A 25621-nucleotide genomic window follows, 5' to 3' on the forward strand; every position below is an offset into this window, starting at 1 on the left:
AATCAGTGACGGATGCCTTTGCCCCGGGCCAGCATTTTCAGGGCAATGAACGCCAGCAGGGAAATAAAGACGAGAATCATACCAAGAGATACGAACGGATTAACGTCCGAGACCCCGAGAATGCCAAACCGGAAGCCATTAACCATGTACAGAATCGGGTTAGCCATGGACACGCCCTGCCAGAACTCCGGCAACATATCGATGCTGTAGAAAACGCCGCCCAAATAAGTCAGCGGTGTCAGCACAAAGGTCGGCACGATGGAGATGTCGTCAAACTTAGTGGCCAGCATGGCGTTGATAAAACCGCCAAGGGAGAACAACGCAGACGTCAGAAACACCGTCACCACCATCATCGGCAAACTGTGAATGGTCAGACTGGTAAACGCCAGCGACAGCAGGGTAACGATCAGGCCGATACCAAGCCCGCGAGCCATTCCGCCACACACGTAGCCAGCGAGGATGACCCAGTTCGGAACCGGTGAGACCAGCAGCTCCTCGATGCTGCGCTGAAACTTCATTGAGAAGAACGACGACACCACATTGGCGTAGGAGTTGGTGATCACCGCCATCATGATCAGACCAGGAACGATAAACGCCATGTAGTCGAAGCCGCCCATCTCACCGATTCGCGAGCCAATGAGGTTGCCAAAAATGATGAAGTACAGGGTCATGGTGACCGCAGGCGGCAGCAGGGTCTGGGCCCAGATTCGAGTAAAACGGCGGATTTCCCGGGTCACAATAGTGTTGAATGCGGTAGCTAGCGCCTGGGCCCTCATGCGACACCCTCCAGGCTATTTTTCGATTCCGAGGCGTTTTCCTCCACCATACGAATAAACAACTCCTCGAGGCGGTTCGCCTTGGTTCGCATACTGACTACCTTGATATCCAACCTGTCCAACTGAACGAATACCTGATTCAAGCCCTGGCCCTTCTGTACATCCACCTCCAGCGCCCCTTCCCCATCGATGCGAGTGGAAAAATCCGCCAGCTCCGGCGCTGATGTCAACGGTGTGGCCGTATCCAGCACGAAGGTCTCGACGCTCAGCTCCTGCAACAAGTCTTTCTTGCTGGTGTTCTTCAGAATCCGACCGTGATCAATGATGGCGATGTTGCGGCACAGGGCTTCCGCTTCCTCCAGGTAGTGAGTGGTCAGGATTATGGTGGTGCCCTGACGGTTCATCTCCTCAAGGAAGGCCCACATAGAGCGACGAAGCTCGATATCCACCCCCGCGGTAGGCTCATCCAGAATCAGTAGCTTGGGCTCATGAACCAGGGCCCGGGCGATCATCAGCCGCCGTTTCATACCGCCGGACAACATACGCGCAGGCGTATCCCGCTTCTCCCACAAACCCAGTTTCTTGAGGTATTTCTCGGCCGACACCGACGCCTGTTTGAGCGGAATGCCGTAGTAACCGGCCTGGGTCGTGACAATGTCGAAGACCTTCTCAAACTGATTGAAATTGAATTCCTGTGGCACCACGCCAAGGTTCAGCTTGGCATCTGACAAGTGGGTGTCTATGTCCTTGCCGAACACTCGCACCTTGCCGGCAGACTTGTTTACCAATGAACAGACAATACCCAGCGTGGTGGATTTGCCGGCACCGTTGGTCCGAGCAATGCAAAGAAATCACCTTCGACGACGTGCAAGTCGATTCCCTTAAGGGCTTCGAAACCATCACCGTAGGTCTTGATCAGACCTTCAATCTCAAGAGCGTGGGTCATAAACCATCCTGAATTCCGCGGCACTAACCCCCAGCAGGAACATCCACCGGGGCCAACATTTAGAATGCTATAGAAAGTGCTATTGATTGTGGCAGCTCGGGCTATTTCAAGGTGCAAAACCCACCGCCGGAATCCGGGGCAAAAACGGAAACTGCGACGAGTATCCCGATATCCGCAGCACCCCATCCCTATAATCCGGTTACAACAACTTACAAACGACGAGCTCACTCTTCGATTGGAGCGTGACGCCCGCGTACCGGGAACCGAAGCAAACCATGAGATCTGCGCAATTGATTCGAGTGTCAGCGACCCTGGTAATTACCCTCGCCCTCACCGGATGCCTGGACGACGGTGGCTCGGACAGCAACGACACCAGCGTCGGCCGGCTTAACTACAACGGCTTCAGCGGACTGACCTATCAGACCCAAAGCCAGCGTGGCACTACCAATGCCAAGGGCGAATTCCACTATTATCCGGGCGAAACCCTAAGTCTTTGGGTCGGTGACTTGGCTCTCGTTAAAGATGTTCCCGCCCAGAAGTACGTCACCCTCCTGGAGTTCGTGCCAGATATTCGAGCCGCTCTGACCGATCCCGCAACCGACGATGAAGGCTTGAGCACGCACATCATCAGAGAGCAGCTGCTGCTAGATAACGCGGAACTGAGGAATATCACCCGATTTCTGATGAGCCTGAACTGGAAGGGAGACGTAGCTAAGGGCCAGGGTGTCGACATCCGGGAAAGAGTCATCAGCCAGCTGAACGCTGCCCTGCCCAACCTGCCTGAACCGATCAACTTCAGCGTCAGCGAAGCGGCGTTCACCGGTTCGGATGAGGACGTCTCACCCGCCAACCGCATACTGGCAGAAATCTGTTTCTACCCGGAAGGTCATTCTTTATGTGACGAACCGCCAACAAAAGAGGAAATAGAACTGGCGCCCTCCCGGCCGGAAAACGAAGCGATCGAGACCCAAATATTACCTATAAAGAAGACCTGGAAAACACCCGTAATCGCATCCTCGACGCCATCCGAACTCTAGACGACACACTGTCGAACGACCTGGAGTCCTATCTTTCCCGGGAACTCACAGCCATAACAGCAGCGGTGGCGAACCGCTATTACCTGGATGAGCACGTTGCCAGCCATACGGCCAGTGATACCTGGGTGCAGTCTGTGCGCATCCGGAGGATTGACGGCGCTGCGGAAATAGGAGATATCGAAGCCATCAGCACGCGAACGGATCAGGTCGCCATTCACGCGACCAACTGGCAGGAAGCCGAATTCGACTACTTCGTTACGGGAGACGCGGGCGGAGAGTCTGAGCTGGTGGTCAGTTTCCGCCCGGAAGATACTTATCGGTGGATTCGCAAACAGTTGCGGGTAATCATCCGCTGATCAAACGGTTCAAACTCCAGCGGGACTCCGCGCCGGTCACATCATAACCCGCCGGATCCAGGTCTTCCGTGCCATGAGGCAGGCACTCCCGAATGGTAACCGCCTCGGCAGCCGTCCTGGCTGCGTTGTGGCGGGCAAGGTCGATAATCTTGGCCGACTTCAACGGATTGCAGTCGCTGTCCGTCATCAACATGATGCGCGGCCACAAGCGGCGCTCGGGGGAATGTGACATCACCATCCCACGCTGGCCGTCCGAGAGTTCCACCAGGCTACCCGTTGGTAGATACCGATGGACTGAATGAAGCTCTCCACCAGATCATCCTGGAACTCGATGTTCCTCATTTCATACAACAGGGCAACGGCCTTGTCCGGCGTGACCGGCACTTCAGCTTCTCTGGGGCCAATCAACGATTCAAAAAATTCGGCGATACCCGCAATCTTGGCCAACAGCGGAATACGGTCACCGCGGACACCTTCCGGGAAACCTGAGCCGTTATGGCGCTCACGATGCCCCTGAACAACGCTCAGGACCGCCCGGGACAGGCCGCTGTCCGACAGCATCTCCACCCCCTTGTCCACGTACTCCCGATACTGGACGTATTCGTTGGCGTCCAACTGACCTTCGCGACTCAGAAGCTCTTTTGGCAGTGCACTCTTGCCCACCTGCGACAACAGGCACCCCAGCCCAAGGTGATTCAGTAGGCCTTCGTTCAGCCCCAGGTGCCGACCGCACACCAGAGCCCATACTGCTGTGTTCAGGCATGCCGGTAGACATAATCGTCGTGCTGACGTGTTCGACTCAGCAACAACAAGGCATCAGGTTGACGCACCACACTGCTCACCATCTTGCTGGTGACTTCGGCAATGGCTTGAGGTCAACCACGCCATTAACCCTAACCGTGTCAAACAGCCGGTGAAGTGCCATATCCGCATCATCCAGAAGACGTTTTGACGCTTTAGCTTCTTTTTTCAGGGTGGTCACTTCTTCGTAGCGAACCGGCTCACGGATAGTCAGCGGCGGCAACTGCAGGACATCTCGACCCTGACCTCTCCGGCCAGCCTTACGGCCGAAACGGGGAGCGCTGCTTTCAGGCGACTCATGGACACCACGTACCTCGGCAATGTCCACCATCACCCACTTGCAGTGAGAAGCCAGGGCCCGAACGTCGTCCTGAGATCGCACATGAAATCCCTGGATGGGGAAAGGAGTCTGGTGCCAGGGCCTGTCCAGATCAGACACAAACATGCCCACTTCCAGATCATGCACCGCAATTTTCTTTTGCTGGACGCCCACAGGTCACCTCAATACGGAAACTTTTCGATGGCTACCATTTTGGCGAAGTGACCAATAGAGTCCATAACAGTTTGGTAGCACGAAGTAACCAGAGAGCGACGAAGGGTAACGTTTTAGCTCAGAAGGAAACAAAATGTAGGATTGTGATGACGGTCACACGGCAACGTCAAAATGTGTCACTTTGCGTCACACACCGAGTCATCGAATTCTGGCATTTTAGCGCGAAGCGAGCCACGGGGCGCCTTTCGGACATACACGGTATAAGGAACCGGAGAGGCCCGTAGGTAGTCAAGGTTACGTTCTTCGTCACCTGCCTGCACCGTCCTGGAAACCGGAGCACAGGAAACCAGGAGGTCAAGGCTGCCGCCAATTTCTGCGACTCTGGCCTGAGGATCGGAGGGTTCCGCCACCATGCAGCTCACGCCATCTGTAGCCAACTTGCCACTCGGCGCGTGCAGGTCCTGGCCGGCCTCACCGCATGCGCGGATACCTGTGCCACACTCACCGGCTTGGGGATCAGCGCTGTCTCGCAACCGCCAGACCCGCTCACTGCATTGGGTTTCAACCCGAATCGCAGTGGCCTTGTCACTCGTGAACCACCAGTCCGGGTAATCTGCGCTTTGCCACGACAACCGGATTTGGCGGGATTCACCGGCAGAGTTCTCGGCAGGGAACATCGCATAATGGGAATGATAAGAGGCACAACCCGAGGAGACGGCGGCAACAAGCACCAGGCACAGCAGTTTCATGCTAGGCGTCCCTGAGTTCGAACTGCAGCCCCAGACCATCGTTGGTTCTTCGCACTATTACCATTTCGAGCACGGGTGCGGGTACGGGAAGGCCCTGCACCTGAACGGTCACCGTGTCACCAATATTCGGCTCAAACGGGTCCGCATCAACAATAATAAACACGCCACCATCCGAAATATCCCGGGTGGAGAACATGAACTCACCCAATTCCGGATGTACCACCTTCACTTTGGCGCTCATCGCGGTGCGGATGTACTCTCTTCTGTCTATCCCTGTCATCGGCCTACCCACTACTTTTTGCATAGTTTTTATAGTCTTCCGAAGCATAGCACCATTTTCGATTAAATAGACCACCGATAATATTGACTCCGGACCCGATACAAATGAGAATGGTTGACGTTTTAATTCCGAGTGCATTTACGCTCAGCACAGCCACATCATCTCGTAACAAGGATACGACCATGCACATGAAGCTCGCAGCTGCTGCAGCCATTACCTTGACTGCCCTGCCCCTCAGCGCTTCCGCCGAGGGCGACGTCAATATTTACTCCTATCGCCAGGCCTATCTGCTGGAACCGCTTCTGAATGCCTTTGAGCAGGAAACGGGTATCGATGCCAATGTTGTCTTTGCGAAAAAGGCTTGGCCGAGCGACTGGAACGTGAAGGCCGTAATAGCCCGGCCGACGTGGTGATGACGGTCGATATTTCCCGCATCAACGAACTGGTCGAGCGTGATCTTGTTCAGGGCGTCGACAACGACGTACTCAACCAGAACATTCCAGAGAACCTCCGCCACCCCGAGGGCAAGTGGTTCGCATTGACCACTCGCGGTCGTCTGATCTTCACCTCTAAGGAGCGTGTCGAGGAAGGCGAAATCACTACCTATGAGCAACTGGCCGATGACAAGTGGAACGACCGCATCTGTACACGGAGCGGCAAGCACCCGTACAACATCGCCCTGTTCTCTTCTATGCTGGCCCACCACGGCGAAGCAGACACCAAGGCCTGGCTAGAAGGTCTGAAGGATAACCTTGCCCGTAAACCTCAGGGCGGCGACCGTGATCAGATCAAAGCGATTGCCGAAGGCGTGTGCGACATTTCCATTGGCAACAGCTACTACTACGGCAACATGCTGCAGGATGAAAATCAGCGCGGCATTGCCGAACAGGTTCGCCTGGTATTCCCGAACGCCGAAGGTCGCGGCACTCACGTGAACATCAGCGGCATTGCACTGACCAAGAGCGCGCCCAATCGTGACAATGCCATCAAACTGATGGAATTCCTGTCGTCGGCAGAAGCCCAGCGCATTTACGCGGAAGCCAACACCGAGTACCCGGCCAATCCTGACGTTCAACCGTCTGGCCTGGTTGCGGAGTGGGGCGAAATCAACCCGGATCAACTGTCCCTGCAGGAAATTGCAAACAACCGCAACGCAGTAGTAAAGCTGGTTGACCGCGTCGATTACGACGGCGAGTAACCGGAACCGGGCCGGCGTCGCCATATGCGACGCCGGCCCTCATAATCCCCGGTCAATCGGCGTGAGCGGCGTCTGTCCATTGCAGGCAGCACGTCAGCTGTCTACAATCGGCAGCCATTCTCATTTCGAACTATTCACAGGAACGCTATGACCGAGGCCGTTAGCAGAGTTGACCCAGGGTTAACGGAACCCCTGCTGGCGAAGCGTACCTCTCGGCACTGGCTTATTGCCGCCTTCCTTACGACAACGATCGTAGCGTTGCCGGTACTCTCAGTAATCTTCCTCGCCTTTTTCCCGGAAGAGAACATCTGGCCTCACCTGCTGGATACCACCCTGCCCCGCTACCTCTCCACTACCCTGCAGCTGATGCTTGGAGTGGGTGTGTTGACACTGGTTATTGGGTTGTCGTCTGCCTGGGCCGTCACCATGTGCGAATTCCCCGGTCGACGTTTTTTCGAATGGGCGATGCTGCTGCCCTTCGCCGTGCCCGCCTACGTCATCGCCTATGTCTATACCAGCTTGCTGGACTATGCCGGACCGGTCCAAAGGAACCTGCGGGACTGGTTCGGCTGGGAGAATGCCAGTGACTACTGGTTCCCGGAAATTCGCAGCCTCGAAGGCGCCATCCTGATGATCGGACTGGTGCTCTATCCCTACGTTTACCTGCTGGCTCGGGCCGCGTTCCTGGAACAGTCGCCTTCGCTATTTGCGGTCAGCCGCAGCCTCGGGCACTCCGCCCTGAGCACCTTTTTCCGGGTAGTTCTGCCGATCGCCAGACCGGCCGTGGCGGTGGGCCTGTCTCTGGTGCTGATGGAAACCCTGAACGACTTCGGCACCGTGGACTTCTTTGCGGTCCAAACCCTGACCGCCGGCCTGTTCGACACCTGGATGAACCTGGGCAATCTGGGCGGCGCCGCCCAGATTGCAACCACCATGCTCATTTTTGTGGTTATTCTGGTAACGCTGGAGCGCTATTCACGACGCCGACAGCAGCAGTTCGCCGCACGTGACAACCGCGACCCCATCCAGCGCTTTACCATGTCGACTCCTAGACAATATGCATGCCTGGCGGTTTGTGCCGTTCCGGTGCTGTTCGGCTTCCTCATTCCCGCTTCACGCTTGGCCTGTACGCCTGGGAATACTTTGGCGAGAGCTGGAACACTGATTTCATCCGGAACACCCTGAATAGCCTGTTTCTCTCCGGCACCGCGGCGCTCACCACGCTGCTGATCGGCATCACCCTGGCGTATAGCCGCCGCTTGCATGACACCAAAGGCATGCAGGTGCTCATGCGCCTGTCGAGTCTTGGTTATGCGATGCCAGGCGCTGTTCTTGCGGTAGGTGTCATTGTGCCGTTGGCGGGTTTCGACAATTGGCTGGACAGCCTGGCCAGGGACGTATTCGGCGTCAGTACCGGTCTACTACTGAGTGGCTCGACCTTTGCCCTGGTTTTCGCCTACACCGTGCGTTTTCTAGCGGTATCTGCAGGCAGTGTCGAAAGCGCTTTGCAGAAAATCACCCCCAGCATGGACATGGCGTCGCGCTCACTCGGCCACACCCCGGGCAAAACCCTGGTGCGCGTGCATCTGCCGATGCTTCGCGGGACGCTGATGACGGCAGCGCTGGTGGTGTTTGTGGATTGCATGAAGGAGTTGCCAGCCACTCTGATTCTGCGACCCTTCAACTTTGAAACGCTGGCAACGTACGTGTATCAGTTCGCGTCTGACGAGCGGCTTTATCACAGTGCCCTGCCGGCACTGATAATCGTGTTGGCGGGCATCATTCCCATCATCCTGATGAGTCGCTCCATCTCCAAGACCAGAACCATGGGTTAAGCCTACCGGGCCACCAGCGACTCAGAAACTGACCCGGGAGTGAACATCCTGGACCACAAAGCGGCCCTGAAACACGGCTACCGGCTCACGCTCGGCTGGGTGGTCGGCTCACCGCAGAATACTTCCGCCGTCAGGTCCAGGCGCCCCTTGCCATGACGGGCCAGGCTTTTCCGGAACCGGGGGGGAATCTCGCCCGCCGGCAACCGACAAATCACATAGAAATCCTGATCAACAGGCTCCACATAATCAATATTGCCGCTTTGCACCACAACCGCACCCATAAGTCCCATGTCTCCCAACGCCAGCTCTGTCAGGCCCCAAGCAGCGGTAACCGCAGCGGAGTATACGCTGCCACCGAAACCAGTGCCCTGGTGGTTGCGATTTGGTTGCAGGGGTGCCGCAAGTAACAGGGCGTGACCATCCCAGGAAATCAACCGAATGCCCAAGGCTTCCGACAACGGGATTTCGTTATTGATGCGTTTCTGGAAAAGACTCAGCCGACTCATATCATCCTCCTGATCTTATTCCAGTTTATTCCCACGCCCTGGGTTTCCCTATGCGACTTACGTCGGTTCCAGAACGCAAAAAGCCCGGCTATGCCGGGCCTTTTGACGCACTCCAGGTGTCACCTTGGCATCACTGCCAGATCACCGCCTGGCGCTGTGCGTACCAGTTATCGACCTTTTCCTGATAGGCATCCTCAACTACATTCCGCTTCAGTTTCAGGGTCGGCGTCAGGAAGCTGTTTTCAATCGACCACTCATCACTAACCACAGTGATGAAGGCGAGCTGCTCATGGGGGTCGACAGTTTTGTTGACTTCCTGAATCAGGTTCTTGAAGCTGGCCTCCAACTCTTTGCGGAAGTTCTCATCCGCGGTTTTCGGACGAACCTCCTCACCAAGCATCACCAGAGCATGGGGCTGGGTCTGATTGGCACCAGACACACACACCATTTCAATGGCGTCGTGGGACATCAGACGATTCTCAATGGGCGCTGGCGCGATGTACTTGCCCTTGCTGGTCTTGAAGATTTCCTTGATGCGACCGGTCAGCTTCAGACGGCCCATCTCTCAATCTCACCTTTGTCTCCGGTTTTCAGGAAGCCATCGTCGGTGAAGGTTTCGCGGGTTTTCTCCTCGTCTTTGTAATAGCCCATCATGGTAGCCGGACTCTTGACCAGCACTTCGCCCTGCTCGCTGATCTTGACCTCCACACCCGGCAGCGCCTCACCCACATAGCCGGTACGTGAGCGACCCGGTTTATTCATGTGGGAGTACGCGAAGTTTTCGGACATTCCGTAGCCTTCGAGCAACTCAAGGCCGAGGTTGCGATACCAGTCGAGCACATCGCTGGACAGAGGCGCTGAGCCACTGCCCGCCAGCTTGACTTTGCTCAGGCCCAGGCCCTTGAGGACCTTCTTCTTTATCAACTTGTTGACCACTGGGATCTTCATTAACCGCTCCAGCTTCTGCTTCGGCAGTTTTTGCAGAACACCGTGCTGGAATTTCACCCACAGGCGGGGAACGGAGAGGAACAGCGTAGGCTGGGCGCGCTGAAGATCCTGGACAAAGGTATCCAGCGACTCTGCGAAATACAGCTGGAAACCGGTATAAAGTGAGCCAAGCTCAACGAAGGTCCGCTCGAACACGTGGGCCAGAGGCAGATAGGAGAGCATCCGCTCTTCCGAACCCACACCCAGCACTTGGGTTCCGCCTTCAGCAGAAAACGCCATGTTACGGAAGCTCAGCATGACACCTTTCGGACGTCCTGTGCTGCCGGAGGTGTAAACAATGGTCGCCAGCTCGTCCGGATCGCGATGAGTGTTCTCTTCCAGCGGCGGGTACTTGGCAACGATGTCGTCCCAGGACTCGAAATCGTTGGGCGGGCTCAGCGGGAAGGAAAGGCAGCGTACTGATTCCGGTACCCCAGGCTTCATCATATCCCAGTCGTCAAGCTTGCCGACGAACAGCACATCGCACTCGGCGTGATTCAGGATGTAATTGACGGTGTCGGCGTTCAAGGTTGGGTACAGCGGCACAGAAATGTGGCCGGCCATCCAGATGGCCCAGTCGGTCATCACCCATTGGGCGCAGTTCTTGGAGATCAGCCCAATCCGGCTTTTTTCCGGGAGGTTGAGCGACTTCAGATAAGCTGCAACACGCCGAGCCTCATCAACGGCCCTACCCCAGGTATACTCCACCACTTTCCCATCACCAATTGGCTGGGTCATGTACAGGGAGTTCGCCTTGGTGTTCTCCCAGTGATAGACCATATCCAGGGGGAGCTTGTTTGTTGTGTCCATGAATCTTCCTTGCATTCGTTGTTCGAATTGTTGGGGACTATTATTAGACTTTCGTAGGGTATTTCAACACATAACGGCCCGTCAAAGTGTGACACACGCAAAACTATTCCAGTTCGCAACCTCCTCGTGCGCCGCCTTGTGCGCCCTCTGCCGAACCTTAGAATCCCTACCCAGAATCCCGTCCGCCTGTGGTAAACTTGCGCACCTTTAAAGCACTGAACACCAAAATAGCACTGAACATCAAAACCCTACCATAACCAGACACTGACTCGGAGACACAGGCATATGGCCAAGAGAACTCTGCGCACCCTGATTGGTGCAACACTGCTGGCAGCAGCAGGCCTGGTGCAGGCTCAGGACGTTCGTACCGTAGCCATCACCCAGATCGTAGAACATCCGGCACTGGATGCTGTTTATCAGGGCGTTAAGGATGAACTCGCAGCGCAGGGCTTCAAGGAAGGTGAAAACCTGAAGGTGATGCACGAGAGCGCTCAAGGCAACTCGGCCATTGCCTCCCAGATTGCACGTAAATTTGTCGGTGACAGCCCGGATGTAATCGTGGCCATTGCGACCCCGTCAGCCCAGACGGTTGCTGCTGCGGCACGCGATGTCCCTGTCATTTTCTCCGCGGTTACCGATCCGGTCGGCGCCAAGCTGGTGCCCGCCCTCGAAGCCTCCGGCACCAACATTTCCGGCGTAAGCGACATGCTGCCGATCGACAAGCACCTGGATATGCTGCTGCGCGTCATGCCTGACGCCAAGCGTATCGGCACGGTCTACAACCCGGGCGAAGCCAATGCGGTTTCCCTGGTGAACCTGCTGGAAGAGCGTCTTGCCGCCCGTGACCTGAAACTTGTCAAAGCTGCCGCCACCAAGACCTCGGAGGTGCTCGGTGCCTCCCGCTCCCTGGTCGGTGAAGTCGACGCCATTTATCTGACCACCGACAACACGGTGATCAGCGCTGTGGAAGCCGTCATTTCTGTTGGCGAGCGTGCCAGCATTCCGGTATTTGCCGCCGATACCGCCACGGTGTCCCGCGGTGCGGTAGCAGCCCTTGGCTTCAACTATTACAATCACGGCCGCCAGACCGGCGCGATGGTTGCCCGGGTTTTGAATGGCAACAAACCTGGCGATATGCCGGTTGAAACCATGGACACCCTGGATCTGTTCGTAAATCCCGCTGCCGCCGAGCGCATGGGAATTACCCTGTCGGATGACCTGATCCAGGACGCCAAAGAAGTCGTCAAGAACGACTAGTAACGCCTGACCAAAACGGGCGGACCCCAAAAGGGCCCGCCCGTTTTCTTTCACAGTGAATATTACCCATGCTCAGTGAAATCGCACTATACGGCGCCATTGAGACCGGTCTCATCTATGGCCTGGTCGCCTTTGGCATTTACATCTCTTTTCGGGTTCTCGACTTTCCCGACCTCACCGTGGATGGCAGTTTCCCACTCGGTGCGGCTGTTGCAGCCATGCTGATCATCGCAGGCTGGAACCCATGGATTGCTACCGGGGCAGCTATTCTGGCAGGTATGGCAGCAGGTGCAGTCACCGCCCTACTTAACGTCAAACTGAAAATCCTGAATCTGCTGGCCTCGATCCTGACCATGATCGCGCTCTATTCCGTGAACCTGCGCATCATGGGGCGCCCCAACGTGGCCCTGCTGACCGAAGAAACAGTACTCACCCCCTGGTACAACCTGGACCTGGCCTACCACCATGTCCCTGTGCTGCTGTTTGTGATCGTGGTGGCCATATCCCTGATCCTGTTGTGGCGCTTTATGAAATCTGAAACCGGCCTGGCCATGCGTGCCACCGGCGCAAATCCGCGGATGGCCCGCGCTCAGGGCATTGCCACCGGCGCCATGATTGTTCTGGGTGTCGCCCTGTCCAATGGCCTTGTCGGTCTGGCCGGCGCTCTGTTTGCCCAGAGTCAGGGCGCAGCCGATGTCACCATGGGCGTTGGCGTTATCGTTATTGGCCTGGCTCCCTGATTGGCGGTGAAGCGTCATTACCCCGTCAACCGTAGTGCGTGCCCTGATCGCCTGCGTTATCGGTGCCATCATCTACCGCCTGGCCATAGCCTTTGCTCTGAATGCCGATTTTCTTGGCCTTCAAGCCCAGGACCTGAACCTGATCACTGCCGTACTGGTCACCCTGGCCATCGTGCTGCCCGGAGTCCGTACCTCTGTGATTGGCAAACTGACCCGCAACAAGGCCTGAGGAGGCGACATGATCAGTGCAAGCGATCTCCGACTTACCTTCGGCAAGGGAACTCCGCTGGAGAACCCCGCACTCCGGGGCATGAGCCTGACGGTCAATCAGGGTGAGTTCGTCACCGTCATTGGCAGTAACGGAGCCGGCAAGTCGACCTTTCTTAATGCCCTCTCCGGCGAGGTGCTGGTGGACAGTGGCGAAATCATCGTCGATAACACCGATGTCACCAAGCTGCCTACTCACAAACGCGCAGGCCAGGTTGCCCGGGTATTCCAGGACCCTCTAGCGGGAACCTGCGAGGCTCTATCCATTGAAGAAAACCTGGCACTGGCCATTAAGCGCGGTCAACGCCGCGGCCTCACCGCCGCGGTCAAGAAACAGTATCTGGAGCAGTTCCGGGACAGCCTGTCGTCACTCAATCTCGGCCTCGAAAACCGCTTGGGCGACAAGATGGGCCTGCTCTCCGGCGGCCAGCGCCAGGCTGTGAGCCTGCTGATGGCAAGCCTTACCCCGTCCAGCATTCTGCTGCTGGATGAGCACACGGCCGCGCTGGATCCGAAAACGGCGGCATTCGTGCTGGAACTCACCACCCAGATCATTGAAGAGCAGCGACTTACGGCCTTATGGTCACTCACAGCATGAAGCAGGCTCTGGAAGTCGGCAGCCGCACGGTCATGCTGCACCAGGGTCAGGTTGTGTTCGACATAGCCGGCAAGGAACGGGAAGGACTGGAAGTAAAGGATCTGCTCGGGCTGTTCGAGAAACAACGCGGATTATCCGTGGATGATGACAGCTTGCTACTCGGCTAAAAAACTGGATACGGGCTGGCTGGCGACGGCAAGGGCTGCTCACTGCCTTTGAATTGCCACCGGCCCGGTACCGGTTCTTCCTGATCGCCCTTTCCTGAAATGATAAGTGCTTACCCGCCCATTTTTTAAACACAAGATGTAGTGTTTATGAATAATTGCCCGCAAGCCGTGGTTTTACGGTGGTTTTCGCCGTTGCAACCGCAGGGCGATTGATTTTCTTTGCGCCTCAACGCTATTCAATAGTTCCGATCTTCTTCACAGAACACAATATCCTGTTATACTTTTTGAAATTAAGCCCATATATAGGGCCAAGATTCGATACGACTGACCGCCGCCAGGCGGGCTTATAAAGGGCCCCACCGGGCCAAAAACAACGATCAGAGATAGATACCGGCACATCCAGGCGCGTTTTTGCTCAAGAAACAACCACCATATATAGTGGTCACTAACGTACCAGGGGCATAGCCGGTTTGTGAGAAATTCAAGGGGTGCAGTGCTGTCACAAGGACGGCGCTGTCAAAAGAAGACATACTGGAAATTCCGAGGGTGGCAATGAACGCTAAGGCACAGGCAGTGTAACTACGATTCCGATGCAGGAAGCTTCACTCGACATCTGGAACAGCAAATATCAGCTGAAAACCAAGACTGGCGAGCCTGTCGACAAGGACATTAAAGCGACGTACGAACGCGTAGCGAAAGCCCTGTCCGAAGTAGAAAACAAATCGGTGCGCGAAAAGCACAAGAAGGATTTTGTCTGGGCCCTTCAGCACGGTGCCATTCCGGCTGGACGTATCACCTCCAACGCCGGCGCCGAAGCCCACAAGCCTGCCACCTCCACCATCAACTGCACCGTGTCCGGTTCTGTTCAAGATTCCATGAACGATATCCTGGAAAAGAACCACGAAGCAGGCCTGACCCTGAAAGCGGGTTGCGGTATTGGTTATGAGTTCTCCACGCTGCGCCCGAAAGGTGCCTACGTTGCTGGTGCCGGCGCGACCACTTCCGGCCCGCTGTCGTTCATGGATATCTTCGACCGCATGTGCTTCACCGTCTCTTCCGCCGGTGGCCGCCGCGGCGCCCAGATGGCCACTTTTGACGTGCACCACCCGGACGTCATCGATTTCATCCAGGCCAAGCGTGAAGACGGACGCCTGCGCCAGTTCAACCTGTCGCTGCTGATCACCGAAGATTTCATTGAAGCCGTTCGTAACGGCGATGACTGGCACCTGTCATTCCCGGTCACCCAGAAAGAAGTTGAGGACGAAGGTCTGGATCTGAGCGATGCCAGCCAGTTCGTGTACCGCGACTTCCCGATCCTCAAGGGTTACGTGGTCAACGATGAAGGCAAAGTGGCGTGCCGGATCTACCGCACCCTGAAAGCCCAGTTCATCTGGGACACCATCATGACTTCCACCTACGATTACGCCGAGCCTGGCTTCATCCTGATCGACAAGGTCAATCAGATGAACAACAACTGGTTCTGCGAGGACATCCGCGCCACCAACCCTTGTGGCGAACAGCCGCTGCCTCCTTACGGCAGCTGCCTGCTGGGCTCGGTGAACCTGACTATGTTCGTGGACTACCCGTTCACTGACAAAGCCAGCTTCAACTATGAGAAGTACCGCAAGGTTGTGGGCATCTTCACCCGCATGCTGGATAACGTGGTTGAGATCAACGGCCTGCCGCTGGAAGAGCAGCGCCACGAAATCACCTACAAGCGTCGTCACGGCATGGGCATCCTGGGCCTGGGCTCCACACTGGCGATGCTGCGTATGCCTTACGGTTCTGCAGAATCCGTTCAGTTCACCGAAGAAGTGGTACGTGAGATGGCCGTAGAGGGCTGGCGCCAGTCGTTGGCCCTGGCTGAAGAGAAGGGTGTCGCTCCAATCATGGACGACGAGTTCGAAATCACACCCAAGATGCTGGGCAAATGCCCGCAGCTTTTGGAAGACGGCTACAAGTTGGGTGATAAGCTCAAAGGCCGCGTTCTGCACGCCAAGTACAGCAAGTACATGCAGCAGATCGCCAGCGTTGAGCCGAAGCTGGTGGAAGAGCTGGCCGAGAAAGGTGGTCGCTTCACTCACCACACTTCTATCGCGCCGACTGGCACCATCAGCCTGTCACTGGCCAACAACGCCAGCAACGGTATTGAGCCGAGCTTCTCGCACCACTACGCCCGGAACATCATCCGTGAAGGCCGTAAGACTAAAGAGAAAGTTGATGTGTTCTCCTTTGAGCTGCTGGCTTACCGCCACATGGTCAATCCGGGTGCAATGCCGTTCTCTGACGACGAAGACAAGAAGCTGCCGAGCTACTTCACCACGTCTGACGATGTGACGCCGTCTCAGCACGTAGATATCCAGTCTGCAGCCCAGAGATGTAGATTCCTCGATTTCCAAGACGGCCAATGTTCCGACAGACTTCGCCTATCAGGATTTCAAGGACATTTACCTGTACGCCTACGACATGGGTCTGAAGGGTTGCACCACCTTCCGATTCAATCCGGAAGCCTTCCAGGGCGTATTGGTTAAAGAGAAAGATCTCGAAAACACGGAATACGAGTTCACTCTGGATGATGGCAGCAAGGTGACTCTGAAAGGCAACGAGCAGGTCGAGTACGACGGCGAGATCCACAACGCCGCCAACCTGTTTGACGCATTGAAAGAAGGCACTTACGGCAAGTACTGATCCGGGAACCCGACACAGGACAACGAACATGACAGTTAAAATCAGCAACAAAATCGTCGGCTACCGCGTTAAGAAAGCCGACACAGACAGCAACGCTGAAGCCAAGGCAGCAGCGAGCCAGGAAGCCAAGCCCGTTCAGATGAACGAACACATCGAACGGCCGGATTTCCTGCTGGGCACCACCTACAAGATCAAGCCGCCGATTGGCGAGCATGCGATGTACATCACCATCAATGACATCCTGCTCAATGAAGACACGGACCACGAGAGCCGTCAGCCCTACGAGGTGTTCATCAACTCCAAGTCGATGGAGCACTTCCAGTGGGTTATCGCCCTCACCCGCGTTATTTCCGCGGTCTTCCGTAAAGGCGGCGACGTGACTTTCCTGGTGGAAGAGCTGCGCTCGGTGTATGACCCCAACGGTGGTTACTTCAAGAAAGGCGGTGTCTTCATGCCGTCGCTGGTCGCTGAAATCGGCGCGGTAATCGAGAAGCACCTGAAGGCCATCGGTCTGCTCGAAAGCGAAGAGATGAGCGAAACCACCAAGCGCATTCTCGCTGAAAAGCGCGCGGAGTTCGAAGCCAGCCACACCACGGCAACGAACGATGAGAAGGCCAGCGACTACCCGGCCAACGCCACCATGTGCGGCAAATGCAGCACCAAGGCGGTGATCGTCATGGACGGTTGTGCTACCTGCCTGTCCTGCGGCGACAGCAAGTGTCAGTAGCCCTTAGAAGTGGTTACTTATGAATAGTTAAGATTTTGCATGCTATAACCCTCAGAGCCTACCGCTCTGGGGGTTTTTTATGAATATCTTCATCTATCAAAACTCGACAACTTCTCTTGCCAATCAGATTAAACGCCCTATACTAATGGATATATAAACAATTCCTCCCCAAGCCATTGTATTAAATGGCTTTTAGGTTTTAAATTATCCAATTTTGGGGATTAAGTATCCAATCTGTCCAGCACCAAAAATCGCCATATAAGATTGTTCAGTTTACGCACAGCGAATCTGGCGAGATACGGTTTATGATCGTGGATCGTAAGAAGGAGACACCGGTTGAGGCCGCGTCTCTTTACGAGTGCCACCTAATCCATAAGCACGATTCACACAAAACACGCCGACAAGCCCTGGATCGCTTGGTTCATTTGTATACCTGGGCAAACGATGTTGGTGTTGATCTGGACCGCCAATTGCTATCGGGGGAGGGGTTCACACAGCCTCAAGCCCGATCCTTCGCTGCGTGGCTTCGTAAACGATGGATGCAGGATAACGGCGTGCTTCCCTACACCAAGCGCAAAACACTCAATAGCACACTCATGGGTTGCTCTGTAATCTGCCGTTGGTTTATTTCTCAGTTTGCACGACCTGAGTCAGAGACCAGGCATAAGCGTGTCATCGATCTTGAGATCTTGCTTAGCGCCCAAAAGCGGATCTGGAAGGAACTTAACGTAAAGATCCGAAAGGAATCCGTTGCGGAGGACCTTTCTGACGAAGAAATCATGAAGATCGAGAGCTTCCTTCGTCCTGAAAACAGAAGTGGTTTAGTTGGTTGGGACATTGCCACCAGAGACTATTTGATATGGCGAATAGCCATCGAGTTTGGCTTACGAATTGGTGAAATCTTGGCACTTCGTCGAAGATTGCCCAACTCGTAGTACCCCTTATTTCCGGGTTATGCGCATTGAGGAAAGAGACCTGAATTACTTTGATCCTCGCCGCGATCCCCCTCGCCCAAAGACACTTTCCAGAGACTTGGGAATCCTCTTGGATAATTCACGGTTTCCCAATTTGGTGAACGAATACGTATCCACGAACCGATACGTTCCGGTAATTCATAAGGGAAAGAAAAAGAAACGTTTTAATCTACCACACAGATTCCTGATCACTGCTCGGAGCGGCAACCCTCTATCCCAAAAGATGGCCAGCAAAATCGCTCAAAAAATCAAACAAGGAACCGGAGTGGACTTCCACTGGCATTTGGCTCGCCATGCTTTTTTTAACCGTGCTTATGCCGCAGCAGCTGAGATACAAGACCGCGAAGAGAAAAAGATAAGAATGGCGGATCTGATCGTCTGGGGTGGATGGGAGTCCCCGGACAGTTTGGACATTTACAGTCGAAGAGCACGGCGTGAGCGCGCCAAGACTCCTTTGAAAATTTGGCAACACGGTGGAAACGTATGGAACGCTCTGAACTGACGGAAGATTTTGAAACGGGGCTGTTTAGGCACCCAGATGGACGCGTTTTTGTTCGGTGTGAGTTTAATCCCGAGGACCCAGTTTGGATCGATGTTTCCAGCGACTCATGGAGTGCCACCTATAGTGGCAATCAGCATATTTGTGATTGGAGTAAGATTGATGCTTCGCCGAAGCTCATATCTTCGCTCCAAGACGTTCTGAAAGACCGCCTTCGCACGAATTCACCCTCCTATTTGTCAAGGTGTGAAATTTCTCTCAGGAAATTTTTCCGGATTTCAGAGGATATCGGCCTAGTTCTCGGGGACGACTTTGCCCTATTGGACACGTCCTCGTTTCTTGAGATCTGGAGCGTTCTCACCAGTTTCGATAGAAGCCTAATTCGATCCATCTACATGGAGTGTGCAGAGAAGAACATTGCAGGAGCAGATTACGGACTGGCCCGAGAGATTAAGGACTGGAGAGCGCGGAACGACGTCGTACAACTGCGAGATGTAGTACAATGGAATCCAGAAAAAGGTGCATTCACCGCTGCTGAATGGGAAATAGTCCGGGGCTTTCTTGAGCAATGGACCCCCGATGAACACCCCCATATCATTGCCACTAAAATTTTCGGTCGAATCATGACCGAAACCCTCAAAAGGCCTTCCCAAATTTGGTCAATGCCGAAGGATGCACTTTGGGTTGTCCCCTCCCACGACGGGCCTGACGAGTATTTCCTGCGTATTCCGAAAGCAAAAGCTCAAACCGGGGAGCGGCCTGGCGTATGGCAAATCACGGAGTCACTTGGTAAAGCCATACAGGAATATTCCCAGATTCCAGAAATCCGGACCCTTCAAGAGCAAGTCAATCGGCTTGCGGTTTTGCCCGGACGCCAGGGAACTCCCCGATGGGTTCAGTACGGACAGGTAGATGCCCAGTCCGGTAAAACCTGCCTCCAGAATCTGATAAGAAACGAGGAGCTAATCAGCCTCGTACAGGTCAGGTCATCAACCTCACGCCCTACCGCATCCGCCACACGGGCGGCACAGCTATGGCTCTCCAGGGGATAGCAAGGGAGCAAATTCAGGAAATTCTAGAGCATGACTCACCATTTACATGCGATGCCTATATTCAGGCCGTGGGATCGGACCTGATGCCAGCGCTCGAAAGAGCAACAGATCGCGGCGTTGGGGAAGTTTTCGCCATTCTAAGCGAAGCCTACTTCTTCAAGGGGACAATCACCGATGATATTGGAAAGAAGGCCATCGCCATCCCCACTGTTAACCTCCATGAGCCACCTGCAAATGATGCCCCAGTGCCTGCTGTCGTTGGTGGCTGTGGCAAGCACGGGGCTTGCACCAAGCATCCGTTCTGGGCTTGTTACAACGGCTGCCCCCATTTTTTGGCCTGGAAAGAGGCAGATCACCGAAAGTCCTTGGATTACGTGGAGTCAGAACTGACCCGCTGGAGCAAGGCTGAGGGAGGAAAGGAACGGAGTAAGCTCTACAAAGACTTTGACCGGATCGCAGCCTCCATTCGGGAAGTTGTTCAGCAGGTGGAAGCAGTTAACGGGGATGCAGCAGTATGAATGCAACTGAACTCAGGCAATGGCTTTCTGAGATTCCAGCCAATACTGTTCTGATAGACAAAGTCTCCCCTTTGTTAGAGGAACTCCCGCAAGGTGCTTCCTTTCAGGACGATGAATGGGAGGTTATTGACTGGTTAACTCGCGGGGTAGCCAGAAGACGAAGCGCTATCCTGCGATTCTCCGGCATCACTCACACGGAACTTCGGAGCCTGACCAAGTTGTGGGTACTAGACGGTCGGCTCAAGAAGAAAACAGGTAAAGGAACAGCAGATAGCAAAATTAATGTCCTGACAGTGCTGGCTGAGGTTCTGGGTGCGCGCCCAATACTCACGTTCAAAACCGATGACTTCTACCAGGCAGAGAAACTGATTTCTGAGAGGTACGGTGAGGGCACCGCATTTAGGCAATCGGGATACCTGGAGGCGGCGTCGTCATGGTTGGGTGTCAGCCTCGGCCTCTCGCTAGACTATCAAAGCAGGCTCACCAACCCCGCAGTACATGGGCGATATGGTACGGACGAAGGCAGGGCCAATAAGCTGGTTCCGGATACGGTATTCCGCGACCTCATTGCAGCGAGGCATCGCGAAGAACTCATAGCAAAAGACACGTTCTTCCTGAACGTCTTGGCAATTCAGATGGCGACGGGGTTTCGTATCAGCGAACTGATGGCCCTGCCAGCCAATTGCCTTCTCCGCGAGGGCGGCCATCTTCAAATTCTTCACTACCCAGCCAAGGGCGGGCTTCCGGTGCCTCGCCCCATTCATCCGAGCATGAAGGACGTCGTGGACGACGCTGTAGAGGCCCTCTTCGAGTTAACGTCAGATGCCCGAGCCGTGGCTGAGCGAATGCGCTCAGAATCGGGTCTCGACTGGTCCGCAATCTATGCTGATCCAGAAGCGTTACGATACTTCGTTGCCCAATGGGCTCACGAATGGACCCGTAATCCTAATCACTTGATGATCAATCCCAAAGGTGCCTGGTACAACCAAGGTCAATGTTTTGTTGATGCGATTGGCGCTCTCGAAGAAGTCGGTGGAATTAAAACCAAGGCTACCCGAGCCCTTGGGGTCGACAGAAGCACTTTTTACATGCTCTTAGCCGCACAAGAGGCGGCTCAAAGAGGCGAATTACCAGCTATCGCCAACTCTAGGAACAAGGGCCAACAGCGAACCAGTTGGGACACGGATCTCCGAGTGGTTTCCTTCATGAATTTAGAAAAGCACACCTCTGTTCTTATCCCGCAAAAGACCAGAGACGTAGTCCGCGACATCTTGGATGAAGCACAAGAAGCGCAGTTGGCTGGCAAAGTTTATGCGGCCCCGGACCATAACCAGGAGCTGGAAGAGCGCTTTCGCTTTGAAATGCGACCATTGCTGAAAACCAACGAAGGTAAACCGGTCATTTACCCCTACGAAGCCCTGCTAGTGACGCAGAAGTACGCACTCAGCGAGACTCGTAGCACCAAGGCCGATGAGTTTTCGGTAGTCGGTGACCGTCAGTTCTCTTCTTGGCTCGCAGGCGAAGCTCGATCAAGGGGAACCGGCAACCACGAAGACAGCGTCTTCTCCCGCCTCGAGATCATTGATCCACGAAACGAAGAGTTCGTCAAATTTACGACTCATGACGTGCGCCACTGGCTCAATACCATCTACCAAAATGGCGGTCTAACCGAGGATCAGATTGCGCTGATCTTCAACCGCAAACATAGGCAGCAAAACGCTGTTTATGACCAAACGAGCAACCGGGAACGCTCCGAACGGATGAAGCAGGCCATCCGTGACAAAATTGCCGTAGGCAATGCCACCAACACCTATTCCGCGCTGGCTGAGTTCTCCAGGGATGAGGCGGAAGAATACTTGGCGGCTGTCGTCCGGATGGTGAATCCGATGCCTCACGGCGTATGCATGCTGGATTGGAGCACGGCCCCATGCCCTCACAATTTGAGCTGTTTCAGCTGTGAAACAGAAGACCCCGGACCCTGTGAGCACTTAACTGTAGATCCCGGCAACAAGGAGCACGTTCAGGAACTGCAACGAATCGCCAGAGAGGCTGATTTAATCATTGACGCCATTGAGGTGCAGGGGTTCGAGGAATCACCCCAGATTGATTACTTCAAGCGCGTTCGAACGAACGTCGGTGTGGTGCTTAACCGGATTCCGGCAGTCGAGATTGAATAGGACATGTGTGATGAAGAAAACCGGTAAGCGCCAACTACGTGGAGAAGCCCTTGAGCGCCGGATTGAGGCCGTCATCCGTGAGCTGGCTGCCGAGGCAAAGCGGGCTGGGGAAAGCTTCACCTACAACGCCACCAAAGTGGCTGGGCAAGTCCCGACAACACGCAAGACCTTGAGGCTCACGACGACCTTGTAGAGAAGGTTATAGCCGACCTGGACGCCCGCCGAAGAATGGTCGATGGCAATGCCACCGTCGAGCACTTGCGCGAACAGAATGCTCGCCTCAAGGAACAGATTGAGGAAAGAGAGAAGACTATCCTCGCCTTACGGTCCCATTGCGCAAATATCTATGAGCGCCTCCACGCCAACTCAATTGAGGCAGCACATTTGATTAGGCCTATTGTCGAGGCGGAGAGCACCAATGCTGGCCATTGCATTCTGTGTGGCGGAGAGGCCCCTACATCATCGCGGCAGAGCAATGTCGTCCCACTGAAGGAGCGCAAGTAACTATGGCGAGTGGCCAACAAATAGCAGCCGCAAACATTAAAAAGTTCAAGGATTGGATTAAAGAACGCAAAGCCGCCGAGGACTGGAAAGACTACCTTCGCGGGCGGCAGCTCAATCGCACCGACATCGCCAAAGAATGCGGCTTCGCAACGTCCGTCCTTCGCCAGAATCCGACCGTAAAAGGCGATCTTGAGGCCCTAGAGAAGGAATTAGCCGATTCCGGCATAATCCCCAGTCCAAGTGGCGAATCGTCGTCTCAGGCCACCTCTACGCCCTCAGAGAGAGCCACTGATGATCGCATCATCCTAATTAACGACAAAGCGCAAAAGCGCATTAAGGCCCTTGAGGAAAAAAATGCGGCTCTCTCTGCCGAACTGATGGAACTCCGCGCAAAGCTCAAGCGCTACGAAATGATCGAAAAACACCTGACTGAGACCGGTCGGATGGTGCGTCCATGACAGATCTATCAGTCGAGTTGACCATCACATCGATCTTAAGTCGAGGTAGAATCGGCGGTGTTATTATGGCCGGGACTAGCCCGGAGGGAATTCGGTATATCGCTCAATGCAATTGGAAGCTGATTCCCGATTCAAGCTTTCCTTCCAAGGGGCAGCGCTGGCATGTAGAAGGCCCCGTCGAGATGACGAAAACAGTCATCAAGGGGTTCGTCAAGCATGATCGTCAAATCTACGCAGAGACGGCTAGAATCCTCCGGCCATCAGGTCAAAACATCATTGCCTGGATCGCCGAAAACCCTAACATTATCGGGGTTGGTCACGTTAAAGCTCGCAAACTTTACGACCGCTTTGGGCCCGATCTGATCAACCTGATAGAACAGCGGGAAATTCCTGCCCTTACCACCGTCGTTACTGAGGAGTCAGCTCAGTTAATCTGTCATGCTTTCCAGCAACACAATGTTGGAGAGGTCCTGCTGTGGCTCGATCAAATGGGCATTAACCGTTCAATCGGCCAAAAGGTCATCTCCTGCTATGGCGATCAGGCCCGAGATAAGGTCGAATCCAATCCTTACCTCCTGATCAGCTTTGAAGCGAAATGGAAAATCGTAGACGGGCTCGCAAGGAATCGATTCGGTGTCTCCGAAAACGATCACCGTCGCCTAGAAGCCGCTGTTGAGGAAGCCTTGTACCGTGGCCTTTCCAAAGGCCACACCTGTCTTCCGGAAACCAATCTACGGCAAGCGGTTAATCGGCTATTGCTGAAAAAAGACCTGGTGGATCAAGCTCTGGCATTGGGAGACAGCACTCAATACCGCAAGGTATCAGACCGCTATCAGCCAGCAGGCACCTATATCATTGAGAGCCAAGTCGCTCAGCGCCTCCATGAAATCATTGAGGGTGAAAACGCCTCTCAAGGATCAATCTTTCAAACCGGGGCTCCGAGTCACGAATCCGTTGAATCAGCCATCGAGCAGTACGAACAGGCACAAGGCTTCGAGCTTTCTTTGGAACAGAAACAAGCAGTTCAATGCAGCGTTACCTCCAAGGCCAGCTTAATTCTAGCGGTGCGGGAACCGGCAAAACAACTGTCCTAAAGGCCCTCTACGAGGCCATAGAAGCCGTTTCACCAAGCACCGCCATCTTTCAGGTCGCACTTGCAGGCCGGGCCGCACAGCGAATGAGCGAAGCTACAGGCCGGGGCTCAATGACCATTGCAGCATTTCTCCACTCAGTGGAAGAAACCATGCTTGGCGAGGGATCGCTGGTCGTAGTGGATGAAGTTTCCATGGTGGACGTGATCCTCTTCTATCGGCTCTTAGCACACATTCCACCGGGCACACGGCTAGTGCTCGTCGGAGACCCGAGCCAGCTCCCACCGATAGGCCCAGGACTTGTTTTGCACGCGCTTGCGGGACACCCCTCTATTCCGCAGACCGAGTTAAAAGTGGTAAAACGCCAATCCGAAGCCAGCGGGATTCCATTGGTAGCCTCAGCAGTCAGATCCCATCAAATTCCCAGCTTTGCTGAGTTCAAAGGAATCGGAAACGGGGTTTCAATGATTGAGTGCCCGGAGAATTCCCTGGACCAAACGGTTCAGGGCCTATATCGACAGCTTGGAGGGACCGGAACTGACTACAGCGTTCAAATACTCTCCACCACCCGATCCGGGAATGGAGGCGTCCAGCACATTAACCAACTGTTCAGGGACCACCTTCAACGTGATGCAGAACCAGTATTTTGCTTTAACTCAGAGTTCGGGGTGGTACAAGGCATGACGCTCGAGCGTGTGCTTCTCTCCGTTGGCGACCTGGTCATGTTCACCAAAAACGACTACGCCATTGACTTACGAAATGGATCCTTAGGCCGCATTGTCTCAGCGCTGCCTGTCAATAACGAACAGTCGGACTGCTGCGTGGTTGATTTCGAAGGGACGGAAATCGCCCTCAAGTCGCATCAACTAGAAGCGCTGACCCACGCTTATTCAATCACCGTACACAAGTCTCAAGGCAGCCAATTCAACCGGGCTATTATCCCTATTCGGCGATCTCGCCTGCTGGATCAAACGTTAATTTACACCGCCATAACAAGAGGCGTAGATCAGGTTGTGCTTGTCGGTGATCGAAAAGCAGCAGAAGAGGCAATTCTGGCACCCGCTTCTGCGGCTCGTCGAAACGTTACTCTTCCGGACTTAATGCAATCATCGACAAACTGAACCAAGTCG

General features: G+C 54.7%; 20 protein-coding genes and 7 pseudogenes. 18 read left to right on the plus strand and 9 right to left on the minus strand.

Annotated features, from left to right (window positions below):
* Positions 1-2: 2 nt before the first annotated feature.
* Both AU14_RS03065 and AU14_RS03070 read right to left on the minus strand, forming a co-directional pair.
* Entirely contained in the window at positions 3-776 is a 774-nt protein-coding gene (locus AU14_RS03065) for an ABC transporter permease (protein WP_041338827.1), read from the minus strand.
* Positions 773-1722, minus strand: a pseudogene (locus tag AU14_RS03070) (ABC transporter ATP-binding protein). Before AU14_RS03070 ends, AU14_RS03065 begins: the two are co-directional and overlap by 4 nt.
* Before the next feature lie 275 nt (positions 1723-1997).
* Here AU14_RS03070 and AU14_RS03075 point away from each other — a divergent pair.
* Together AU14_RS03075 and AU14_RS20425 are read left to right on the plus strand one after the other, a co-directional pair.
* The gene (locus tag AU14_RS03075; protein WP_236744338.1) at positions 1998-2759 is read left to right on the plus strand and encodes a hypothetical protein; all 762 of its coding nucleotides are present in this window, start codon (positions 1998-2000) and stop codon (positions 2757-2759) included.
* Between the two features lie 65 nt (positions 2760-2824).
* Positions 2825-3115: a hypothetical protein gene (locus AU14_RS20425; RefSeq protein WP_236744339.1), complete on the plus strand. Its 291-nt coding sequence runs from the start codon at positions 2825-2827 to the stop codon at positions 3113-3115.
* Here the strand turns inward: AU14_RS20425 and AU14_RS20430 are convergent.
* From AU14_RS20430 to AU14_RS03090, 5 genes are all read right to left on the minus strand, one after another.
* Positions 3105-3347 carry a hypothetical protein gene (locus AU14_RS20430; protein WP_236744340.1) on the minus strand — a complete coding sequence of 81 codons (243 nt, stop codon included), beginning with the start codon at positions 3345-3347 and terminating at the stop codon, positions 3105-3107. The two genes, AU14_RS20425 and AU14_RS20430, sit on opposite strands and share 11 nt — an antisense overlap.
* Positions 3347-3850, minus strand: coding sequence for an HD-GYP domain-containing protein (locus AU14_RS20435; RefSeq protein ID WP_236744341.1), 504 nt, complete (start codon positions 3848-3850; stop codon positions 3347-3349). The genes AU14_RS20430 and AU14_RS20435 overlap by 1 nt, the downstream gene beginning before the upstream one ends.
* 103 nt (positions 3851-3953) lie before the next feature.
* Positions 3954-4409 (minus strand): DUF3391 domain-containing protein, encoded by a 456-nt coding sequence (locus tag AU14_RS20440; protein ID WP_236744342.1) that lies wholly within the window; start codon positions 4407-4409, stop codon positions 3954-3956.
* Positions 4410-4585: 176 nt separating this feature from the next.
* Complete coding sequence (locus tag AU14_RS03085; RefSeq protein ID WP_094191136.1) at positions 4586-5158, minus strand: hypothetical protein; 573 nt, start codon at positions 5156-5158, stop codon at positions 4586-4588.
* 1 nt (position 5159) lies between these two features.
* The gene (locus AU14_RS03090) at positions 5160-5438 is read right to left on the minus strand and encodes a PilZ domain-containing protein (protein ID WP_041343546.1); all 279 of its coding nucleotides are present in this window, start codon (positions 5436-5438) and stop codon (positions 5160-5162) included.
* Between the two features lie 182 nt (positions 5439-5620).
* On the opposite strand from AU14_RS03090, the pseudogene AU14_RS03095 reads away from it, so the two are divergent.
* Both AU14_RS03095 and AU14_RS03100 read left to right on the plus strand, forming a co-directional pair.
* A pseudogene (locus tag AU14_RS03095) lies at positions 5621-6636 on the plus strand (Fe(3+) ABC transporter substrate-binding protein).
* Between the two features lie 147 nt (positions 6637-6783).
* Positions 6784-8471: pseudogene (locus AU14_RS03100) on the plus strand (ABC transporter permease).
* A 77-nt stretch (positions 8472-8548) separates the two neighbouring features.
* Here the strand turns inward: AU14_RS03100 and AU14_RS03105 are convergent.
* Positions 8549-8977, minus strand: a complete 429-nt coding sequence (locus AU14_RS03105; RefSeq protein WP_236744343.1) for a YiiD C-terminal domain-containing protein — start codon at positions 8975-8977, stop codon at positions 8549-8551.
* 130 nt (positions 8978-9107) lie between these two features.
* Positions 9108-10774: pseudogene (locus AU14_RS03110) on the minus strand (AMP-binding protein).
* Positions 10775-11059: 285 nt separating this feature from the next.
* Here AU14_RS03110 and AU14_RS03115 point away from each other — a divergent pair.
* The 14 genes and pseudogenes from AU14_RS03115 to AU14_RS19300 all read left to right on the plus strand — a co-directional run bounded on the left by AU14_RS03115 (position 11060) and on the right by AU14_RS19300 (position 25612).
* A complete protein-coding gene (locus AU14_RS03115; protein WP_041338832.1) occupies positions 11060-12031 on the plus strand; it encodes an ABC transporter substrate-binding protein in 972 nt (323 codons plus the stop codon).
* 68 nt (positions 12032-12099) lie between these two features.
* Positions 12100-13000 (plus strand): annotated as a pseudogene (locus AU14_RS03120) (ABC transporter permease).
* A gap of 9 nt (positions 13001-13009) precedes the next feature.
* Positions 13010-13803, plus strand: a pseudogene (locus tag AU14_RS03125) (ABC transporter ATP-binding protein).
* Positions 13804-14355: 552 nt separating this feature from the next.
* Positions 14356-16491, plus strand: a pseudogene (locus tag AU14_RS03130) (adenosylcobalamin-dependent ribonucleoside-diphosphate reductase).
* Between the two features lie 28 nt (positions 16492-16519).
* On the plus strand, positions 16520-17218 hold the full coding sequence (locus tag AU14_RS03135) for a TSCPD domain-containing protein (protein ID WP_041338835.1): 699 nt from the start codon (positions 16520-16522) through the stop codon (positions 17216-17218).
* Positions 17219-17523: 305 nt separating this feature from the next.
* Positions 17524-18153 carry a hypothetical protein gene (locus AU14_RS03140; protein WP_041338837.1) on the plus strand — a complete coding sequence of 210 codons (630 nt, stop codon included), beginning with the start codon at positions 17524-17526 and terminating at the stop codon, positions 18151-18153.
* A gap of 136 nt (positions 18154-18289) precedes the next feature.
* Positions 18290-18694, plus strand: a complete 405-nt coding sequence (locus AU14_RS03145) for a site-specific integrase (protein WP_148312713.1) — start codon at positions 18290-18292, stop codon at positions 18692-18694.
* On the plus strand, positions 18676-19743 hold the full coding sequence (locus tag AU14_RS03150; RefSeq protein ID WP_041338843.1) for a hypothetical protein: 1068 nt from the start codon (positions 18676-18678) through the stop codon (positions 19741-19743). Before AU14_RS03145 ends, AU14_RS03150 begins: the two co-directional genes overlap by 19 nt.
* Positions 19725-20261 (plus strand): hypothetical protein, encoded by a 537-nt coding sequence (locus tag AU14_RS03155; protein WP_041338846.1) that lies wholly within the window; start codon positions 19725-19727, stop codon positions 20259-20261. Before AU14_RS03150 ends, AU14_RS03155 begins: the two co-directional genes overlap by 19 nt.
* Complete coding sequence (locus AU14_RS03160; protein ID WP_041338849.1) at positions 20258-22438, plus strand: hypothetical protein; 2181 nt, start codon at positions 20258-20260, stop codon at positions 22436-22438. The genes AU14_RS03155 and AU14_RS03160 overlap by 4 nt, the downstream gene beginning before the upstream one ends.
* Before the next feature lie 10 nt (positions 22439-22448).
* The gene (locus tag AU14_RS03165; RefSeq protein ID WP_041338852.1) at positions 22449-22631 is read left to right on the plus strand and encodes a hypothetical protein; all 183 of its coding nucleotides are present in this window, start codon (positions 22449-22451) and stop codon (positions 22629-22631) included.
* A gap of 313 nt (positions 22632-22944) precedes the next feature.
* On the plus strand, positions 22945-23400 hold the full coding sequence (locus tag AU14_RS03175) for a VPA1267 family protein (RefSeq protein WP_041338858.1): 456 nt from the start codon (positions 22945-22947) through the stop codon (positions 23398-23400).
* The gene (locus AU14_RS03180) at positions 23397-24494 is read left to right on the plus strand and encodes a helix-hairpin-helix domain-containing protein (protein ID WP_094191137.1); all 1098 of its coding nucleotides are present in this window, start codon (positions 23397-23399) and stop codon (positions 24492-24494) included. Before AU14_RS03175 ends, AU14_RS03180 begins: the two co-directional genes overlap by 4 nt.
* Positions 24428-25612, plus strand: coding sequence for an ATP-dependent DNA helicase (locus tag AU14_RS19300; protein ID WP_148312714.1), 1185 nt, complete (start codon positions 24428-24430; stop codon positions 25610-25612). The genes AU14_RS03180 and AU14_RS19300 overlap by 67 nt, the downstream gene beginning before the upstream one ends.
* Positions 25613-25621 lie beyond the last annotated feature (9 nt).

This window comes from Marinobacter similis (assembly GCF_000830985.1).
GTDB lineage: Bacteria > Pseudomonadota > Gammaproteobacteria > Pseudomonadales > Oleiphilaceae > Marinobacter > Marinobacter similis.

Bases quoted from the DNA above. Each gene is read 5' to 3' on its own strand.
- AU14_RS03065 (WP_041338827.1), bottom strand. From the start codon at position 776: ATGAGGGCCCAGGCGCTAGCTACCGCATTCAACACTATTGTGACCCGG.
- AU14_RS20430 (WP_236744340.1), bottom strand. From the start codon at position 3,347: ATGTCACATTCCCCCGAGCGCCGCTTGTGGCCGCGCATCATGTTGATG.
- AU14_RS03150 (WP_041338843.1), top strand. From the start codon at position 18,676: ATGGAACGCTCTGAACTGACGGAAGATTTTGAAACGGGGCTGTTTAGG.
- AU14_RS03155 (WP_041338846.1), top strand. From the start codon at position 19,725: ATGGCTCTCCAGGGGATAGCAAGGGAGCAAATTCAGGAAATTCTAGAG.
- AU14_RS03140 (WP_041338837.1), top strand. From the start codon at position 17,524: ATGATCGTGGATCGTAAGAAGGAGACACCGGTTGAGGCCGCGTCTCTT.
- AU14_RS03160 (WP_041338849.1), top strand. From the start codon at position 20,258: ATGAATGCAACTGAACTCAGGCAATGGCTTTCTGAGATTCCAGCCAAT.
- AU14_RS03165 (WP_041338852.1), top strand. From the start codon at position 22,449: ATGAAGAAAACCGGTAAGCGCCAACTACGTGGAGAAGCCCTTGAGCGC.
- AU14_RS03135 (WP_041338835.1), top strand. From the start codon at position 16,520: ATGACAGTTAAAATCAGCAACAAAATCGTCGGCTACCGCGTTAAGAAA.
- AU14_RS03105 (WP_236744343.1), bottom strand. From the start codon at position 8,977: ATGAGTCGGCTGAGTCTTTTCCAGAAACGCATCAATAACGAAATCCCG.
- AU14_RS03175 (WP_041338858.1), top strand. From the start codon at position 22,945: ATGGCGAGTGGCCAACAAATAGCAGCCGCAAACATTAAAAAGTTCAAG.
- AU14_RS19300 (WP_148312714.1), top strand. From the start codon at position 24,428: ATGCAGCGTTACCTCCAAGGCCAGCTTAATTCTAGCGGTGCGGGAACC.
- AU14_RS03115 (WP_041338832.1), top strand. From the start codon at position 11,060: ATGGCCAAGAGAACTCTGCGCACCCTGATTGGTGCAACACTGCTGGCA.
- AU14_RS03090 (WP_041343546.1), bottom strand. From the start codon at position 5,438: ATGACAGGGATAGACAGAAGAGAGTACATCCGCACCGCGATGAGCGCC.
- AU14_RS03075 (WP_236744338.1), top strand. From the start codon at position 1,998: ATGAGATCTGCGCAATTGATTCGAGTGTCAGCGACCCTGGTAATTACC.
- AU14_RS03085 (WP_094191136.1), bottom strand. From the start codon at position 5,158: ATGAAACTGCTGTGCCTGGTGCTTGTTGCCGCCGTCTCCTCGGGTTGT.
- AU14_RS03180 (WP_094191137.1), top strand. From the start codon at position 23,397: ATGACAGATCTATCAGTCGAGTTGACCATCACATCGATCTTAAGTCGA.